This window comes from Palleronia pelagia (assembly GCF_900110115.1).
Taxonomy (GTDB): Bacteria; Pseudomonadota; Alphaproteobacteria; order Rhodobacterales; family Rhodobacteraceae; genus Palleronia; species Palleronia pelagia.
Window position 1 is genome coordinate 21148 of record NZ_FOCM01000009.1, and the last position, 16139, is coordinate 37286.

The 16139-nt window shown below is 66.8% G+C and carries 14 protein-coding genes; 7 read left to right on the top strand and 7 right to left on the bottom strand.

Annotation, left to right across the window (positions count from 1 at the left end; all coding sequences use genetic code 11):
- Window positions 1–15 precede the first annotated feature (15 nt).
- The 7 genes from BMX96_RS16370 (at window position 16) to BMX96_RS16400 (ending at window position 8613) form a co-directional block, all read left to right on the top strand.
- A complete protein-coding gene (locus BMX96_RS16370) occupies window positions 16–2001 on the top strand; it encodes a pyrroloquinoline quinone-dependent dehydrogenase (RefSeq protein WP_091846457.1) in 1986 nt (661 codons plus the stop codon).
- Entirely contained in the window at window positions 1998–2768 is a 771-nt protein-coding gene (locus tag BMX96_RS16375; protein WP_091846458.1) for an SDR family oxidoreductase, read from the top strand. Before BMX96_RS16370 ends, BMX96_RS16375 begins: the two co-directional genes overlap by 4 nt.
- Before the next feature lie 242 nt (window positions 2769–3010).
- Window positions 3011–4003: a cytochrome c oxidase subunit II gene (locus BMX96_RS16380; RefSeq protein ID WP_407944678.1), complete on the top strand. Its 993-nt coding sequence runs from the start codon at window positions 3011–3013 to the stop codon at window positions 4001–4003.
- On the top strand, window positions 4000–6588 hold the full coding sequence (locus BMX96_RS16385; protein ID WP_091846459.1) for a cbb3-type cytochrome c oxidase subunit I: 2589 nt from the start codon (window positions 4000–4002) through the stop codon (window positions 6586–6588). The genes BMX96_RS16380 and BMX96_RS16385 overlap by 4 nt, the downstream gene beginning before the upstream one ends.
- Window positions 6585–6977: a hypothetical protein gene (locus BMX96_RS16390; protein ID WP_091846460.1), complete on the top strand. Its 393-nt coding sequence runs from the start codon at window positions 6585–6587 to the stop codon at window positions 6975–6977. The genes BMX96_RS16385 and BMX96_RS16390 overlap by 4 nt, the downstream gene beginning before the upstream one ends.
- The gene (locus tag BMX96_RS16395; RefSeq protein ID WP_091846461.1) at window positions 6974–7540 is read left to right on the top strand and encodes a cytochrome c oxidase assembly protein; all 567 of its coding nucleotides are present in this window, start codon (window positions 6974–6976) and stop codon (window positions 7538–7540) included. The genes BMX96_RS16390 and BMX96_RS16395 overlap by 4 nt, the downstream gene beginning before the upstream one ends.
- Complete coding sequence (locus BMX96_RS16400) at window positions 7537–8613, top strand: c-type cytochrome (protein ID WP_091846462.1); 1077 nt, start codon at window positions 7537–7539, stop codon at window positions 8611–8613. Before BMX96_RS16395 ends, BMX96_RS16400 begins: the two co-directional genes overlap by 4 nt.
- Window positions 8614–8681: 68 nt before the next feature.
- On the opposite strand, the gene BMX96_RS16405 is transcribed toward BMX96_RS16400, so the two are convergent.
- The 7 genes from BMX96_RS16405 to BMX96_RS16435 all read right to left on the bottom strand — a co-directional run bounded on the left by BMX96_RS16405 (window position 8682) and on the right by BMX96_RS16435 (window position 16065).
- Window positions 8682–9701 carry an NAD-dependent epimerase/dehydratase family protein gene (locus BMX96_RS16405; protein WP_091846463.1) on the bottom strand — a complete coding sequence of 340 codons (1020 nt, stop codon included), beginning with the start codon at window positions 9699–9701 and terminating at the stop codon, window positions 8682–8684.
- A 302-nt stretch (window positions 9702–10003) separates the two neighbouring features.
- Entirely contained in the window at window positions 10004–10387 is a 384-nt protein-coding gene (gene mnhG / locus BMX96_RS16410; protein WP_091846464.1) for a monovalent cation/H(+) antiporter subunit G, read from the bottom strand.
- Window positions 10384–10653 carry a K+/H+ antiporter subunit F gene (locus BMX96_RS16415; RefSeq protein ID WP_073127584.1) on the bottom strand — a complete coding sequence of 90 codons (270 nt, stop codon included), beginning with the start codon at window positions 10651–10653 and terminating at the stop codon, window positions 10384–10386. Before BMX96_RS16415 ends, mnhG begins: the two co-directional genes overlap by 4 nt.
- Entirely contained in the window at window positions 10650–11138 is a 489-nt protein-coding gene (locus BMX96_RS16420) for a Na+/H+ antiporter subunit E (protein ID WP_091846465.1), read from the bottom strand. Before BMX96_RS16420 ends, BMX96_RS16415 begins: the two co-directional genes overlap by 4 nt.
- Before the next feature lies 1 nt (window position 11139).
- Window positions 11140–12816, bottom strand: coding sequence for a monovalent cation/H+ antiporter subunit D (locus BMX96_RS16425; RefSeq protein ID WP_091846466.1), 1677 nt, complete (start codon window positions 12814–12816; stop codon window positions 11140–11142).
- Window positions 12813–13193 carry a Na+/H+ antiporter subunit C gene (locus tag BMX96_RS16430; protein WP_091846467.1) on the bottom strand — a complete coding sequence of 127 codons (381 nt, stop codon included), beginning with the start codon at window positions 13191–13193 and terminating at the stop codon, window positions 12813–12815. The genes BMX96_RS16425 and BMX96_RS16430 overlap by 4 nt, the downstream gene beginning before the upstream one ends.
- Window position 13194: 1 nt before the next feature.
- On the bottom strand, window positions 13195–16065 hold the full coding sequence (locus tag BMX96_RS16435) for a monovalent cation/H+ antiporter subunit A (protein ID WP_091846468.1): 2871 nt from the start codon (window positions 16063–16065) through the stop codon (window positions 13195–13197).
- Between the last annotated feature and the right edge of the window lie 74 nt (window positions 16066–16139).

The window sequence follows — 16139 nt, forward strand, 5'->3', positions numbered from 1 at the left end:
AACTTGAACCGAGTGATGTCGCTTTCGGTGGTTTGCCTGGCGACCGCTGCCCAGGCGCAGCAGACCACGACGGACGGCTCGACGGCGCAAGATGCGGCTCCTTCCACCCAGTCGCAATCCCAGGCCGCCGAAAGGCAACCCGTTCCGCTGGTCCCGGATGAGCCGACATGGACCGGCTTCCACGGACAGCTCAACGCGCAGAAATATTCGCCGCTGGACCAGATCACGACCGAGAACGTGGGGCGGCTCGAGAAGGCGTGGGAGGTCTTCACCGGCGACGTGTCCGATGGAACGGGCGACCTGCCGGGGACCGTCTGGTCGGCCACGCCGATCTATGCCAACGGGATGCTTTATATCGGCACGCCCTTCTACCGCGTGCTGGCGCTCGACCCGGCGACGGGCGAGGAGGTCTGGAGCTTCGACTCCCAAAGCACGCTCGAGGCCCTGACGCAGCCCGCGCTGAAGAACCGGGGTGTGTCCTACTGGGAGGCCGAGAATCCGGTGGATGGCGAGGCGTGCCAGAAGATCATCTATCTCGGCACCATGGACGCCCAGCTTTTCGCGATGGACGCGGATACCGGCGCCTTGTGCGAAAGCTTCGGCGACGGCGGCGCGCTTGACGTCAACCAGTGGAACGACACCAACGATCGCTGGCCCCTGTCGCTGCTCCAGCCGCCCACCATCGTCGGCGACCATGTCGTGATCGGCTGGGCCGGCATGGATTGGGAGTGGTCCGAAGCGCCGCCCGGAACGGTCTTTTCCGTAGATCCGCAGACGGGCGAGCTGCAATGGACCGTGGACCTGTTGCCGGAAGAGGTGCGCCTGCGCACCGGCACGGCGAATGTCTGGACCGCGATGAGCGCCGACGAGGAACTGGGCCTCGTCTACCTTCCCGTCTCGTCGCCCTCGCCGAACTACTGGGGCGGCAACCGGGTCGAGGAGATCCCGCTTGCCACGTCCACAACGGCCGTCGATGTCGAGACCGGCGAAGTTGTCTGGTCCTATCAATACGTCAAGCACGACGTCTGGGACTACGACACCAACTCCGCCCCCACGCTGATGGACATCACCGTCGACGGCGAGGAGATCCCCGCGCTGCTGCAGGCCAGCAAGATGGGACTTCTCTGGGCGCTCAACCGCGAGACCGGCGAGCCGATCTGGCCCGTGGAGGAGCTGGAGGTTCCGACCGACACAGATATCGAGGGTGAGGTCCTGCCCGCGACGCAACCGGTGCCGACCCGGCCCGAGCCGGTCGTCGACCTGCGCAACCGCCCGGATGTCTGGTGGATCGCGGATCTCGTCTCACTCGGAAACTGCTCGCGCATTTTCGACAATGCCCGCTACGACGGGATCTACACACCGATGACGACCGAGGGCACCGGGACGCTGGTCTACCCGGCGACCTTCGGCGGCCAGCAATGGGGTGGCATCGGGTATGATCCTGAAAATCAGGTTGCCATCGTGAACTCGTCGCGCGCCGTGCAGATGCTCAAGATGTACCCCCGCGAGGAATACGAGCGTATCGCGGGCAGCTCGGGCAACGAGACGGGGTTCTACCCGCAGCACAACGCGCCCTACGGGTTCGAGCTCTACATCCCGCTCAACTGGCTTGGCATGCCATGTTGGGAGCCGCCTTACGGCGATATCCGCGCGATCGACATGACCACGGGCGAAACGCTGTGGTCCCGCCCCATGGGGGCATCGCAGAAATACGGGTTCTACATGCCCGAGTTCATGGGCTCGCCAACCATCGGCGGGCCGGCGGTCACGGCCGGCGGGCTGATCTTCATCGGCGCCTCCATGGACGCCAAGGTGCGCGCCTACTCGGTCGAGACGGGCGAAGAGCTGTGGGAGGATACCGTCATGGCGCCGGCCGTCTCGAACCCGGCCGTCTACGAGCACGAGGGCCGCCAATACGTGGCTTTCACCGCCGGCGGCAACTCGATCATCAAGGACCAGGTCGGTGACCACCTCGCGGTCTACGCCCTTCCCGAAGAATGAGCGTTAGCCCGGACGACCGTGCCAACGCGGGGAAGGTCGCGCTCGTCACCGGGGCGTCTCGCGGGCTCGGGGCCGAGATCGCACGGACGCTGGGTCGCGACGGCTGGTCGGTCGCCGTGAACTATCGCAGCGACGGCGCGGGCGCGGACGCCGTCGCGGCGGATATCAGGTCAGACGGCGGCAGCGCGTCGAAGGTGCAGTTCGACGTGCTCGATCCCGACGCGATCGAGACTGGCCTGGCCGAGATCGCCGGGACGCTCGGACCTGTGGACCTGCTAGTGAACAACGCGACCGGCCCGCAGCCCGAGAAACCGATCGAGGAGCAGGAGTGGTCTGACTACGAGGCGCAACTTGCCTTCTTCGTCCACGCGCCTCTGCTTTTGATGCAGGCGTGTCTGGGCGACTGGAGGCGGCGCGGCAGCGGACGCATCGTCAATATCGGGTCGGAGGCGGCGCATGTGGGCCCACCCGAGCTTGCGCATTATGCCACGGCGAAAAGCGCGATGATCGGCCTGAGCCGCTCGTGGGCCAACGCGCTCGGAGGCGACGGAATAACCGTGAACCTCGTCGAGCCGGGCTTCGCGCCGGTCGAGCGTCACGCCGATGTGTCCGAAGCCGAACGCGCGGCCCACGCCGAGCAAATTCCGCTTGGTCGGCTGGCCAAGCCCTCCGACATCGCCGGCGTGGTCGCGTTCCTCGCCTCGCCCCGCGCGGATTTCGTGACCGGCCAGCGCATCCTCGTGGATGGCGGATTGCGGTTCACATGAGGGTGCGGGGTGAGGCGCATCGCACGATGGTTCGATTTTTAGGCGCGCCTGCCAAGGACATTCCCGTGGATCCGCATCGCGGCGTCCACGACCCGGTCAGACGCGGTAGGCCGCGGCGTCAATGATGACGGGGAACCAACATTGCCCCGGGGCTGTTGGCCATCGGGTGGCCGGACCAGATCCGAGCGCTCGCGCCCGAGAGCGGAGTCATTCATGGTCGTAGCAGAGTGCTACCCTTCATCCTGCGCTGGCGCTTCGTGAAGCGGCTGTTTGCAGGCCTCGTTCCGGTCGTGGCGCTCTCGGGGTGCAGCGGCCGTCAGTCCATCCTGGACCCGGCCGGACAGGACTCCGCCTCGCTGCTGACCCTGTTCTGGGTCATGCTGGCCGGCTTGGTTGTCATCTGGTTGCTCATCAACGGGATGATGTTCTTCTTCCACCACCTGAGCCCGCGGAAATACGACGAGTCCATCGCCCGCAAACTGATCGTGGGCGGGGGCATCGTATTTCCGACGGTCGTTATCGCGGCCCTGCTTGCATGGGGCCTGTCGATGATGCCCGATCAGCGGGCGCCGGGCGACGGCCTGCGCGTCGAGATCGTCGGCGAACAATGGTGGTGGCGGGTCGCCTACTGGCCCGACGGCGCGGACGAGCCGATCGTCTCGGCCAACGAGATCAGGCTTCCCGTCGGACGCAGGTCCACCTTCGAGCTGAGCAGCGCCGCCGTCATCCACTCGCTGTGGATCCCGGCGTTGGGCGGCAAGATGGATATGTTCCCGGGCCGCGAGACCTTCCTGACGCTGGAGCCCACCGAGGCCGGGACCTTTCGCGGCCAATGCGCGGAGTTCTGCGGCGCCTCCCACGCCCTGATGGCCTTCGAGGTGGTCACCATGGACCCCGAGGAGTTCGAGACCTGGCTTGCGGAGGAGGCCGGCCCCGCGCAGTCGCCCGAGGGCGAGGCCGCCATCGAAGGCGCGGATGTCTTCTCAGCACAGGGCTGCGGCGCGTGCCACACCGTGCGCGGGACCGAAGCGGTGGGGCAGGTCGGCCCCGACCTCACCCACGTGGGCAGCCGGATGAGCCTCGGCGCGGGCATACTCGCTCCCACGGTCGATAACTTCATCGCCTGGATCGACCATACCGGCGATCTGAAACCGGAGGTCGAGATGCCGGCCTACGACGACCTGCCCGAGGACGACCTCCTGGCGCTGGCGACCTACCTTGTGGGGCTGAAATGACCGAGGATCCCTTCGCGAAATATTCCGGCACCAACCGGCCCGAACCGGAAGGCACGTTCCCCCCCACCGACGAGATGCTGGCGCGCCCGGTCGACACGGAAGAGGAAGCGCGCCGCGCCGACCGCCTGCGCAGGGCCTGGGACGAGCCAAAGGGATGGGCGTATTTCAGCGCGGTCAACAACGACAAGGTCGGCGCGTGGTATTCGCTGACGGCGCTGTTCTTCATGCTGGCCGCGGGGGTGCTGGCGCTGTTGATGCGGATCCAGCTCGCCGTGCCCGAGAACGACTTCCTCGACGCTGACCGCTTCAACCAGTTCTTTACCATGCACGGCTCGGCGATGATGTTCCTCTTCGCCGTGCCCATGTTCGAGGCCATCAGCATCCTCCTGCTTCCGGCGTTCCTGGGGGCGCGCGATCTGCCGTTCCCCCGCCTGTCGTCCTACGGCTTCTGGTGCTTCGTCATCGGCGGCTGCTTCGTCATGGGCTCGGTCCTGTTCGACGTGGCCCCGCGCGGCGGCTGGTTCATGTACCCGCCGCTCTCGACCGAGGACATGGGCATCGGGGCCGATATCTGGCTGCTCGGCCTGTCGTTCATCGAGGTGGCCAGCATCGCGGCTGCGGTCGAACTGATCGTCGGCGTGCTCAAGTGCCGCCCGCCGGGGATGCGAGTGAACCTTATGCCGCTTTACGCGTGGTACGTGCTGGTCGTGGGGGGGATGATCCTCTTCGCCTTTCCGCCCCTCATCGCGGGCGACTTCCTGTTCGAGATGGAGCGCTCGTTCGACTGGCCCTTCTTCGACCCCACACGCGGCGGCGACCCGATGCTGTGGCAGCACCTGTTCTGGATCTTCGGTCACCCCGAGGTCTACATCGTCTTCCTGCCCTCCATCGCCATCGCCGCGATGGTCATCCCGACCGTCGCCCAGCGGCCGATCGTCGGCTATTCCTGGATCGTGCTGAGCGCGGTGGGCGTCGGCTTCCTGTCCTTCGGCCTGTGGGTCCACCACATGTTCACCACGGGACTGCCGAACATATCGCTGGGCTTCTTTTCCGCCGCGTCCGAAGCGGTCGTCATCCCGACCGGCATTCAGCTTTTCGTCTTCGCCGCCACGCTGATGGTGGGCAAGGTGAAGCGATCGCTGCCGATGCTCTGGATCGCGGGGGCGCTGGCGATCTTCGTGCTGGGCGGATTGACCGGGGTGATGCTGGCCATCGCGCCCTTCAACTGGGCGGTGCACGACACCTATTTCATCGTCGCGCACCTGCACTACACGCTGTTCGGAGGGATGATCTTTCCGGTGATGGCGGGGGTCTACTACTTCTACCCGTTCTTCCGCAAAGGCCGGATGATGTCCGAGACGCTGGGGCGCTGGTCCTTCTGGCTGATTTTCATCGGCTTCAACCTGACCTTCCTGCCGATGCACTACACAGGCCTGATCGGCATGCCGCGCCGCGTCTTCACCTACGGCGAGGAGATGGGCTGGGGCTGGCTGAACATGCTCTCCACGGTCGCCAGCTTCGTGATCGCCGCCGGCTTCGCGGTCTTCGTGTGGGACCTGCTGCGGCCCAAGCGCAACGAGGGCGCATCCCGGCGCAACCCGTGGAATGCCGGCACGCTCGAGTGGTCGCACAATGTCCCCGAAGAGCAATGGGGCGTGCGGTCGATCCCGTTCATCACCTCGCGCTACCCGCTCTGGGACCAGCCGAAGATCGTCGAGCGAATGGATGCGGGCCGCTTCTACCTGAGCGACACGAAATACGGCTATCGCGAGACGATCGTCACCTCGGTGCTGGACGCCCGGCCCCAGCATGTCCAGCGGGTCACCGGACCCGCCTGGATCACGATGATGGCGGCCGCGTTCACCGGCGGGGCGTTCATCTTTCCCACCTTCTCGATGTACGTGCCCGCCATCATCTCGGGGGCCTTCGCTATCGTCTGCGTCCTATACTGGCTTTGGACGGCAACCGCGCAGGTCCCGGAAGAGCCGACCAGCGACGTGGGGCTCGGCCTGCGCTTGCCGCGCTATGCGTCGGGGCCCAACGCGCCGGGATGGTGGGCGGTCTGGATCACCATGCTGGGTGATGCGACGGCGTTCACCAGCCTCGTCTTCGGCTTCTTCTTCTACTGGACGGCCAGCCCGGACTTCCCGCCCATGGGCGCGGACCACGCCGGCGGCGCGGCGTTGCTGGCCGCCGCCGTGCTTCTGAGCCTGTCGTGGCTGGCGACGCGCAGCGCGAAGGCCACCAACCGGCACGGCAACGTGCGGCAGGCACGGATCCTCCTCGCGGTGGGGATGGCCTGCACCGTCGCGGGGGGCGCGGGGCTCTATTTGGCCGTGGCCGACCTCGCGCCCACCAGCCACGCTTACCCCGCGATCGTCTGTGCGCTCGCGGTCTGGCTGGGCGCGCATCTCGGCCTCGGGCTGATCGCCCAGGGCTATTCTCTCGCGCGCAGCCTCGCGGGGCACACGACGCCGATCTATGACGCCGACCTGACGAACACGACGCTGCTGTGGCACTTCATCGTGGTGCAGGCCCTCATCACCTCGGCCGTCATCGGCCTGCTGCCGGGGTGGATGACATGACCGAGCCCAACGAATTCGGCGTCGGCGTCGGTATCCTGCTGAAGATCACCATCGCGCCGTGGATCTGGGCGTTCCACTTCGTCATCTCGTACGGGGCGGCAGCGGTTTGGTGCGCGAAGATCGCGCCGGATGCCGATCCCCGCGCGCTGCAACTCGCGCTGATCGCCCTCACGGTCCTTGCGCTGGTCGGGATCGGGCTCAGCGGCTGGCTGGGCTGGCGCAACTGGACCAAGGGCGGCTACGGCGAGGACGGCGCGGTCCCGGGCATCGACGACGTGGAAAGCCGCGACCGTTTCCTGGGGCATGTCTCCGTGCTTCTCGCGGTCGTCTCGGCCATTGGCGTGGTCTATGTCGTCCTGCCGGTGCTGCTGGCCGGGTCGTGCCGATGAATGTCGCGGCCATCCTCTCCTGCGCGCTTCTGCTGGCGATCTGGGGCCTGCCATGGTCCGACTGGCTGGGCCATTTCCCGGCGCACATGATCCGGCACATGGGGCTTGTCGCCGTCGTGGCCCCGCTGATCGTTTTGGGGTTTCCACGGCTGGCGGACCCGCTGGCCCTGTCTCCGCTCGCGGGGGCCGTCCTGGAATTTCTCGTGGTGTGGGGCTTCCACCTTCCCGTCCTGCACGAGGCCGCCATGGCGAGCCCCGTCGCCTTCCTCATCGAACAGGCGCTGTTCCTGATCGTCGGGGTCGTCGTCTGGGCGGGATGCGTGCGGACCGGCGGACTGGCCGGGGCGGGCGGGCTGCTGCTTACCTCCATGCACATGACGTTGCTGGGCGCGCTGCTGACGCTGTCGCCGCGCGTGATCTATGCGTTGGACCACGCCGGCGCGCTGCAGGAACAACAACTCGGCGGCATGCTGATGCTGGCCATCGGCACGCCGATCTACCTGATCGCGGGGCTGTGGCTGGTCGCCCGATCCCTTGAAGACACGAAGGACGAGATGGCATGAAACGCGTCCTCCAGACCCTCGCGACCCTGGCGGTCCTGGCCGCCATTGCCGGAGCCGCGATCGTCTTCGGCGGCCTGTTCAACGTCTCGGCGCGCGCGGGGCACTGGGCGATCACGCCGTGGCTGCTGCACACCACGTTTCGCAACTCGGTCGAGCTGCGCGCGCCGGCGCAAAGCGAGGTGCCCGACCTGTCGCGGGACGGCATGGTCGCCCTTGGCGCCGGGCATTTCGACGAGGGCTGCCGGACCTGCCACGCGGCACCGGGACACCGGCAATCGGCGGTCGCCGCCGCTATGGTGCCGCGGCCGCCCCACGTGTCCGAGATAGACCCGTCGTGGAAGCCGAACGAGCTGCACTGGATCGTCGACGAGGGCGTGAAGATGTCGGGCATGCCGCACTGGCCCGCCACGCGCACGGACGATGTCTGGCCGGTCGTGGCGTTCCTGATCGAGGTTCGCGACATGACCGGCGCGGAATACGACGATCTCACCGCGCGCCCCGAAGTCCCCGACGATGCGCCCGATGGCCTCGCCTATTGCGCGATGTGCCACGGACTGGACGGCCGGAGCGGCAATCAATGGATCCCCCGGCTGGACATCCAGCCGCGGGCCTACCTTGAACGGACGTTGCTGGCCTATGCCGACGGCGCGCGCAGCAGCGGCATCATGCACATGGCGGCGTCCCGGTTTCCCGAGACCGACCTCGTGGAACTGGCCGCGTGGTTCGCCGATCGCGACCCCGTGGCCGACCCGGCGACGCGAAACCTCGACGCGGCCCTGGTCGAGAAGGGCGCGGACCTGGCGTCGCGGGGCACGCGGGATGTTCCCGCCTGCACGTCGTGTCACGGTCCGAAAGCCGGTCCACGCGCCGAAGATTTCCCCCGGCTCGCCGGCCAGAGCGAGCGCTACCTCGCCCAGCAACTGCGCCTTTGGCGTGACGGGGATCGGGGTGGTGCCGCGCGGGCGAACCTGATGGCAAAGTCCGCACAGGATCTGTCCGACGCCGATATTGCGGCCCTCGCTGCCTACTTCGCCTCTCTATCCGCAGGGGGGGCTGAGGCGGAAGGCGATTGAGCGCTGCGGTTTGCTGCGACGCGAGAACCGGACTGGCGCATGAGGATCAGGTCCTGCGCGACGCGCGCTCAGACCTGGTGGTAATCGCGATACCATTCGACGAAGCGGGCGACGCCCTCGCGCACCGTGGTGCGCGGCTGGTAGCCGGTCAGCCGGTGCAGCAGCGACGCGTCCGCCCATGTGGCGGGCACGTCGCCGGGCTGCATGGGCATCATGTTCCGCTCTGCCTTGCGGCAGGTGGCGTCCTCGATCGCCTCGATGAAATCGATCAGCTGGACGGCCTGTGAATTGCCGATATTGACGACCCGGAAGGGCGCGACCGGCGACAGGCTGTCGCCCTCCGGGATCTGGTCCCGCTCGGCGCGCTGCGGCACGGCATCCATCAGCAGGCGGATGCCCTGCACCAGATCCTCGATATAGGTAAAGTCGCGCCGCATGTTGCCGTGGTTGTAGACCTCGATCGGCTCCCCGGCGAGGATCGCGCGGGTGAACTTGAACAGCGCCATGTCGGGCCGCCCCCACGGCCCGTAGACCGTGAAGAAGCGGAACATGGTGGTCGGGATATCGTAGAGATGCGCATAGCTGTGGGCCATCGCCTCGTTCGCCTTCTTGGTCGCGGCGTAGAACGACATCTGGTGGTCGGCGCGGTCGGTCTCGACATACGGCATCCTGTCGTTGGCCCCGAACGCGGACGAGGTCGAGGCCATGAGCAGATGATCGGGCGGGAACGCCCGCGCGGCCTCGAGCAGTTCGAAGCTGCCGACAAGGTTGCTTTCAAGATAGGAACGGGGATTTTCGATCGAGTATCGGACCCCGGCCTGGGCGGCGAGGTGGATCACGGCGGACGGCCGACGCTCGCGCATCAGGTCCATCAGAACGCCGGGCGTCTCGAGCCGCTCGATGACCGGGGTAAAGCTGTCGAAACGAGACAGGATGCCATGGCGATCCCGCTTTAGCCCGACATCGTAATAATCCGACAGAGCATCCAGTCCGACGACGGTCCAGCCTTCCTCCAGAAGGCGCTGCGCCAAGTGGAAGCCGATGAACCCGGCCGAGCCGGTGACCAAGGCCGTGCGCGGCTTGCTCATGACGTCGTCTTTCCTTTCATCGCGCGTCCGGCAATTCGAACATCCCAACGCGGATCGCGCGGGCGCTGGTCAGAATGCACGAAGACCCTGCCGCCGGTGCGCGGCCATCCGAAACCTCCGGATCGGTATACAGGCTGCGGACGAATTTCAACAAATTAGGGACATTGGTCGGGCCTTGAGATCGTTCTCTCTGCTCGCACGGTTGTTGTCATGCGCGTTCAATCCGTCGGCGAACAGATCCGGCTCCCGGCTCCCGGCTTCGGGGCAGAATCCGACCGGCGCGAGTATTTGGAAGTGACGGCTCAGTTGCCCTCGACCGGCTTGCGCGCGTCGTCCTGTGGAGTGTCGTAGGTGGCCCACCGGCCGCCCGTCGGCGGGGGCGGGGGGCTCTTCTGCGAGCTCCGTCCATGGAGGTGGACCTTGGCGATGAAGTTCGCCGTGATCGGTGCGGTGACGAACAGGAACGCCAGGATCAGCACCTGGTGCAGCGATCCCTCGCCCCGCGCGAAGGCCGCCAGCATGGAGCCGAGCAGAAGCGACCCGACCCCCAGCGTGCTGGCCTTGGTGGGCGCGTGCAGGCGCGACATGGGCGTGTCCACCTTCAGCAGGCCGATGGACCCGACCAGCGTGAAGAATCCGCCGATGAACAGGCTGATCGCGGCGGCGATTTCCAGATACTCGGTCATTCGATGATGTCCCCGCGCAGCACGAACCGCGCCAGCGCCACGGTCGAGATGAAGCCCAGCATGGCGATGATCATGCCGCTTTCGAAATACATCTGCGTGCCCCACTGCACGCCGATCAGCACGATCAGCGCGATGGCGTTGATCACCATGGTGTCCAGCGCGAGGATGCGGTCGCCGATATGGGGGCCGCGCATCAGCCGGATCATGGCCATGACCTGCGCGGCGCCCACGGTGACGAAGGCGAAGACAAGGGCGATGTCGATCATTCGAAGATCTCCTTCAGCCGGGATTCGTATCGGGACTTGATGTCGTCGCGCACGCCGTCGGGGTCGGGCGCGTCGAGCGCATGCACCAGAAGCGACCGGCCGTCCTCGGACAGGTCGACGCTGACCGTGCCGGGCGTCAGGGTGATCGTGCCGGCCAGCACCGTGATCGCCTCGGGCGATTTCAGCTCCAGCGGGATCGGCACCCAGGCGGGCCGGCGCGCGGCATTGGACTTGAACAGGATGATCGCCGCGACGACCACGTTCGCGACGATGATGTCGTAGATCACGATCACGATGTAGACGAGCAGCTTGAACGGGTTCGAGATCTTCGGCCGGTCGGGCCAGAAGGCGGCGGTCACGAAGGGGATGATGATCCCGAGGATCGTGCCGAAGACCACGGTGCCCAGCGTGAAGGCCTGCGACAGCAGGCACCACACCAAGATCAGCGTCAGTGTCAGGAACGGGTGGGGGAACAGCCGTGTCATCTCAGTGGCCCTCCGGATCCGACGTATCGTCCGCGCTGCCGCCATGGGCACCGTCATCACCCTTGCTTTCGCCGTCGCCGTAGCCCTCGTCCCCATGGCCATAGCCCGACAGGTCCTTGCCTTCGGTGGACATCACCGTGGTGATATAAGGCTCGGGCGCGAAAAGTTGCGCCGCGGTGGCGTCCAGTGTCCGCTTGACCGGCCCCGCCGCCACAGTCAGGGCCACCAGCCCCGCGATCAGCGCGCCGATGGCCACCATGGGCAGCGCGGCGGGCGACGGCTCGGGGTCGGGGGCGTTGTCCAGGTCGGCCTCGGCGTCGCGCTCGGTCCCGTCGGCGCGGGTCGCGGCGACCTGGTGGGCCTTCCAGAACACCTGGCTGCCCGCGCGGCCGAAGCCCACGATCGCCACCAGCGATGTCGACAGCACCACCGCCCAGACCCAGACGGCCAGCGCGTTGTCCCGCGCCGCGTCCAGCACCAGCAGCTTGCCCACGAAGCCCGACAGCGGAGGCAGCCCGCACATGGCGATGGCCGCGGCGAAGAACAGGCCTGCGACCAGCGGCCCGCCCATGATCGGTGTGGCGTCCTGCAGGCGCGCGCCGATGCCGCCGCGCCGCTCGCGCACCGTGTCGACCAGCAGGAACAGCGCCGCGGTCGCCAGGGTCGAATGCAGGGCATAGTAGAGCGCCGCCGAAATGCCGGTCTCGGTGAAGACCGACACCGCGATCAGCAGCATCCCCATGGAGCCGATGACCGAGAACGCCACCAGCCGGTCCAGCCGCCGCGCGCCCAGCACGCCCACCATGCCCACGGTCAGGGTCAGCAGAGCGGCGGGCAGAAGCCACGTGCCGAACAGGCCCTGCGTGATCTCGAGGTCGGGCGGGAAAACCAGCGTGTAGAAGCGGATGATCGAATAGGCGCCAACCTTCGTCATGATGGCAAACAGTGCCGCCACCGGACCCGGCGCCTCGGAATAGCTGGCCGGCAGCCAGAAATGCAGCGGCAGCACCGCCGCCTTCACCGCGAAGACCAGGATCAGCAGAACCGATGCCACCCGGATCCCGGCCGTGGCGTCGGGGCCCATCATCGACACCCGTTCGGCCAGGTCGGCCATGTTCAGCGTGCCGGTCTCGGCGTAGAGCGTGCCCAGCGCGAACAGGAACAGGGTCGAGCCCAGCAGGTTGTAGAGAACGTACTGCACGCCCGCGCGCAACCGCTCGGCCCCGCCCGCGTGGATCATCAGGCCATAGCTGGCGATCAGCAGCACCTCGAAGAACACGAACAGGTTGAACGCGTCGCCGGTCAGGAAGGCGCCGTTGATGCCCATCAGCTGGAACTGGAACAGCGCGTGGAAGTGCCAACCGCGTTTGTCCCAGCCCGACCCGATGGCGTACAGCAGGACCGGCAGCGCCAGCAGCGATGTGAGCAGCAGCATCAGCGTCGATAGCCGGTCGGTCACCAGCACGATGCCGAAGGGTGCCGTCCAATTGCCCAAAGCGTAGACGTCGATGGTCCCGTCGCTCGCCCGCCAGAACAGCCCGGCGGCCACCAGGGTCAGCGCGACGGTTCCCGCGACCGAGAACGTCCGTGCCAAATTCATGTGGAATCGGGCGGACAGCACGATGATCGCCGCCAGCATGGCGGGCAGCACGACGGGCAGGGTCATCCAGTGGCTCATGCCGCGTCCTGTCCGCGCGGGGCCCGATCGGCGCTTTTGGTGCGCGGATCATGCTGCTCCACCGCCTCGACGAAATCGTCGTCACAGGCCAGCCACGATCCCAGAGCGATGATGACCACGACGGCCGTCATCCCGAACGAGATCACGATTGCCGTCAGCACCAGCGCCTGCGGCAGCGGATCGGTGTAGTTCTCGACCCCGTCGCGCAGGATCGGCGGCATGTCCATGGCCAGCCGTCCGCTGGCGAACAGGAACACGTTCACCGCGTAGGTCAGAAGCGATACGCCGATGATCACAGGGAAGGTGCGCAGGCGCAGCACGAGGTAGATCCCCGCCGCGGTCATCACCCCCACGGCCGATGCGACCAGAAGCTCCATGTCAGTGGCCCTTTCCGTCGGTCTTGTCGTCGTCGTCATCCCGCGACGGGTCAATGTCCATGGCGTGCTCGGGCGCGTCCTCGCCCGACCGGCGTCCCAGCCGAGAGAAGCTTTCCAGCGACAGCATCACCGCGCCCACGACCGCCAGGAAGACGCCCAGGTCGAAGCCCATGGCGGTGGCCAGCTCGAACTCGTTCATCGGCGGGATGCGGAAGTAGCCGAAGGCCGAGGTCAGGAACGGCTGGCCGAAGAACCACGCCCCGATCCCGGTCAGCCCTGCGATCAGCACGCCCGCCCCGATGATCCCGTGATAGGGATATCGCTGTCGCTTGGCCGCCCAGGCAAAGCCCGACGCCATGTATTGCATCACCACCGCGATCGCCACGACCAGGCCGGCGATGAAGCCGCCGCCCGGCTCGTTGTGGCCGCGCAGGAAGATGTAGAACCCGACCATCAGCGCGATGGGCAGCAGCACCCGGGTCAGCACGACCATCATCACCGGGTGGGCGTCGCCCGCGCGGCGTTCCTCGTAGCCGCGGTTCAGCAGCCGCGCGCGCACCGACGACGACAGCAGCGCCTCGGTCAGCGCGTAGATGACCAGCGCGGCGATCCCCAGAACGATGATCTCGCCGAAGGTGTCGAAGCCCCGGAAGTCGACGAGGATCACGTTCACCACGTTGTCGCCGCCGCCGCCCTTGTAGGAGTTGTCCAGGTGGTACTGCGAGATGCTTTCGGCCGCGAAATCGGTGCGCAGCATGGAATAGATCAGCGCTGTCACGGCACCGCCGCCCGCCAGCGCGATCACCGCGTCGCGGGTCTTGCGCAGGCCGCTGGTCTCGCGCGGCGTGCGGTTGGGCAGGAAGTTCAGCGCCAGAAGCAGCAGGATGATCGTCACCACCTCGACGCTGATCTGCGTCAAAGCCAGGTCGGGCGCCGAGAAGAAGTTGAATCCCACCGACACCATAAGCCCAACGATCCCCATCAGGATCAGCGCGGCCAGCCGGTTGCGGTGCACGATGACCAGCGTAATCGTCGCGGCCACCAGCATGCCCCACCCGGCAACCGCATTCGCGGTCATGTCCAGCGCGGCGCGGGTATACCCCGCGAAAGCGCCGGTCATCCAGGCGTGGGCGCCCAGGGCGATGATCGTGACGATCATGATCGCGGCGTAGCGGGTGAAGCTGCCGTTGTGCAGCCCGTGGGTGATCCGCCCGGCCAGCGCCACGGCCGCGGCGATGACCGCGTCGAACATGGGCTTGGCCTCGGGGCGCGGGACGGCATTCCAGCCACGCGCCAGCGGGGAATAGAGCGCCAGCAGGATCAAGCCGCCGACCACCGCGATGATCGACATGTACAGCGCGGGGGTCAGGCCGTGCCAAAGCTTCAGGTGCGCGTCCGGCATCTCGACCGCGTCGCCGATGACGGCATAGGTCACCGTCTTGACGAAGGGCTCGGCCAGGAAGGGCAGAATGCCGATCAGCAGGACGGGCACGATCAGGATCGCAGGCGGCAGCCACATGCCGGTGGGCGGATCATGCGGCTTGGCCGGGTAATCGTCGCGCACCGGGCCCAGGAAGGTGTGCACGATGAACCGGAACGAGTACGCGGCCGAGAACAGCGCGCCCACCGTCGCGATCACCGGCACGGCGTAGTAGCTGCCGAAGAGCTTGGTATGCGCGGCCTCCTCCAGGAACATCTCCTTGGACAGGAAGCCGTTGAAGAACGGTATGCCGGCCATGGACAGCGCGGCCAGCGTGCCGATGGCGAAGGTGATCGGCATGAGCTTGCGCAGCCCGCCCAGGCGCGGAATGTCGCGGGTATGCGCCTCGTGATCGACGATGCCCGCGGTCATGAAAAGTGCGGCCTTGAAGCTCGCGTGGTTGAGAATGTGGAACACCGCGGCCATGGCGGCATAGCCGGTGCCGGTGCCCAGCAGGAAGGTGATCAGGCCCAGCTGGCTGACGGTCGAGAAGGCCAGCAGCGCCTTCAGGTCGTCCTTGAACAGCGCGATGATCGCGGCCAGCGCCATGGTGATGATGCCCGCGCCCGAGACCAGCCAGAACCACGCGTCGGTGCCCGACAGGACCGGCCACATGCGCGCCAGGATGAACAGGCCCGCCTTCACCATGGTGGCCGAGTGCAGGTAGGCCGACACCGGCGTCGGCGCCGCCATGGCGTGGGGCAGCCAGAAATGGAACGGGAACTGCGCCGACTTGGTGAAGCAGCCCAGCAGGATCAGGATCAGCGCGGGCAGGTACATCGGGTCGGCCTGGATCGCCTCGCGGTTCTCGAGGATCACGGTCAGGTCGTAGCTGCCCACGATGTTGCCCAGGATCAGCATGCCGCCGATCAGGGCGAGCCCGCCCATGCCGGTGACGGTCAGCGCCATGCGCGCGCCCTGGCGGCCCGCGGGCAGGTGCTTCCAGAAGCCGATCAGCAGAAAGGACGACAGCGACGTGAGCTCCCAGAAGATCAGGAGCATCAGGATGTTGTCGCACAGCACGATCCCCACCATCGCGCCCTGGAACAGCAGCAGGTAGGTGAAGAATTCGCCCATGTTGTCGTCGCGCGACAGGTACTTGCGGGCGTAGGCGATGATCAGCAGGCCGATCCCCAGGATCAGCCCCGCGAACATCAGGCCCAGGGGGTCGAGGAAGAAGTTGGCGTTCATCCCCAGCCCCGGCAGCCATTCGGCCTGCGCGGTGATCACTTCGCCCGACAGGACCGCCGGCGCGTGGACGGCGACGCCCACGGCGGTCAGAAGGGTCACCAGGAAGGTGGCCATGAAACACGCCTGTCGACCCGCTTGGATCATCAGGCCCGGCAGCAGCGCACCGAGGAACGGCAAGGCAACGATCAGAAACAAGGACATGGTGCAGTTATGGCACGCCCAGCCCGGGGGGCAATGCCAGCACGTCATTTGTTAACCGATTTCTGATCGTTTCA

Coding starts and splice junctions, on each gene's coding strand:
- BMX96_RS16385 (WP_091846459.1), top strand. CDS start 4,000: ATGACCGAGGATCCCTTCGCGAAATATTCCGGCACCAACCGGCCCGAA.
- BMX96_RS16430 (WP_091846467.1), bottom strand. CDS start 13,193: ATGGAGCTTCTGGTCGCATCGGCCGTGGGGGTGATGACCGCGGCGGGG.
- BMX96_RS16395 (WP_091846461.1), top strand. CDS start 6,974: ATGAATGTCGCGGCCATCCTCTCCTGCGCGCTTCTGCTGGCGATCTGG.
- BMX96_RS16420 (WP_091846465.1), bottom strand. CDS start 11,138: ATGACACGGCTGTTCCCCCACCCGTTCCTGACACTGACGCTGATCTTG.
- BMX96_RS16390 (WP_091846460.1), top strand. CDS start 6,585: ATGACCGAGCCCAACGAATTCGGCGTCGGCGTCGGTATCCTGCTGAAG.
- BMX96_RS16425 (WP_091846466.1), bottom strand. CDS start 12,816: ATGAGCCACTGGATGACCCTGCCCGTCGTGCTGCCCGCCATGCTGGCG.
- BMX96_RS16400 (WP_091846462.1), top strand. CDS start 7,537: ATGAAACGCGTCCTCCAGACCCTCGCGACCCTGGCGGTCCTGGCCGCC.
- BMX96_RS16405 (WP_091846463.1), bottom strand. CDS start 9,701: ATGAGCAAGCCGCGCACGGCCTTGGTCACCGGCTCGGCCGGGTTCATC.
- BMX96_RS16415 (WP_073127584.1), bottom strand. CDS start 10,653: ATGATCGACATCGCCCTTGTCTTCGCCTTCGTCACCGTGGGCGCCGCG.
- BMX96_RS16375 (WP_091846458.1), top strand. CDS start 1,998: ATGAGCGTTAGCCCGGACGACCGTGCCAACGCGGGGAAGGTCGCGCTC.
- BMX96_RS16370 (WP_091846457.1), top strand. CDS start 16: ATGTCGCTTTCGGTGGTTTGCCTGGCGACCGCTGCCCAGGCGCAGCAG.
- BMX96_RS16435 (WP_091846468.1), bottom strand. CDS start 16,065: ATGTCCTTGTTTCTGATCGTTGCCTTGCCGTTCCTCGGTGCGCTGCTG.
- mnhG (WP_091846464.1), bottom strand. CDS start 10,387: ATGACCGAGTATCTGGAAATCGCCGCCGCGATCAGCCTGTTCATCGGC.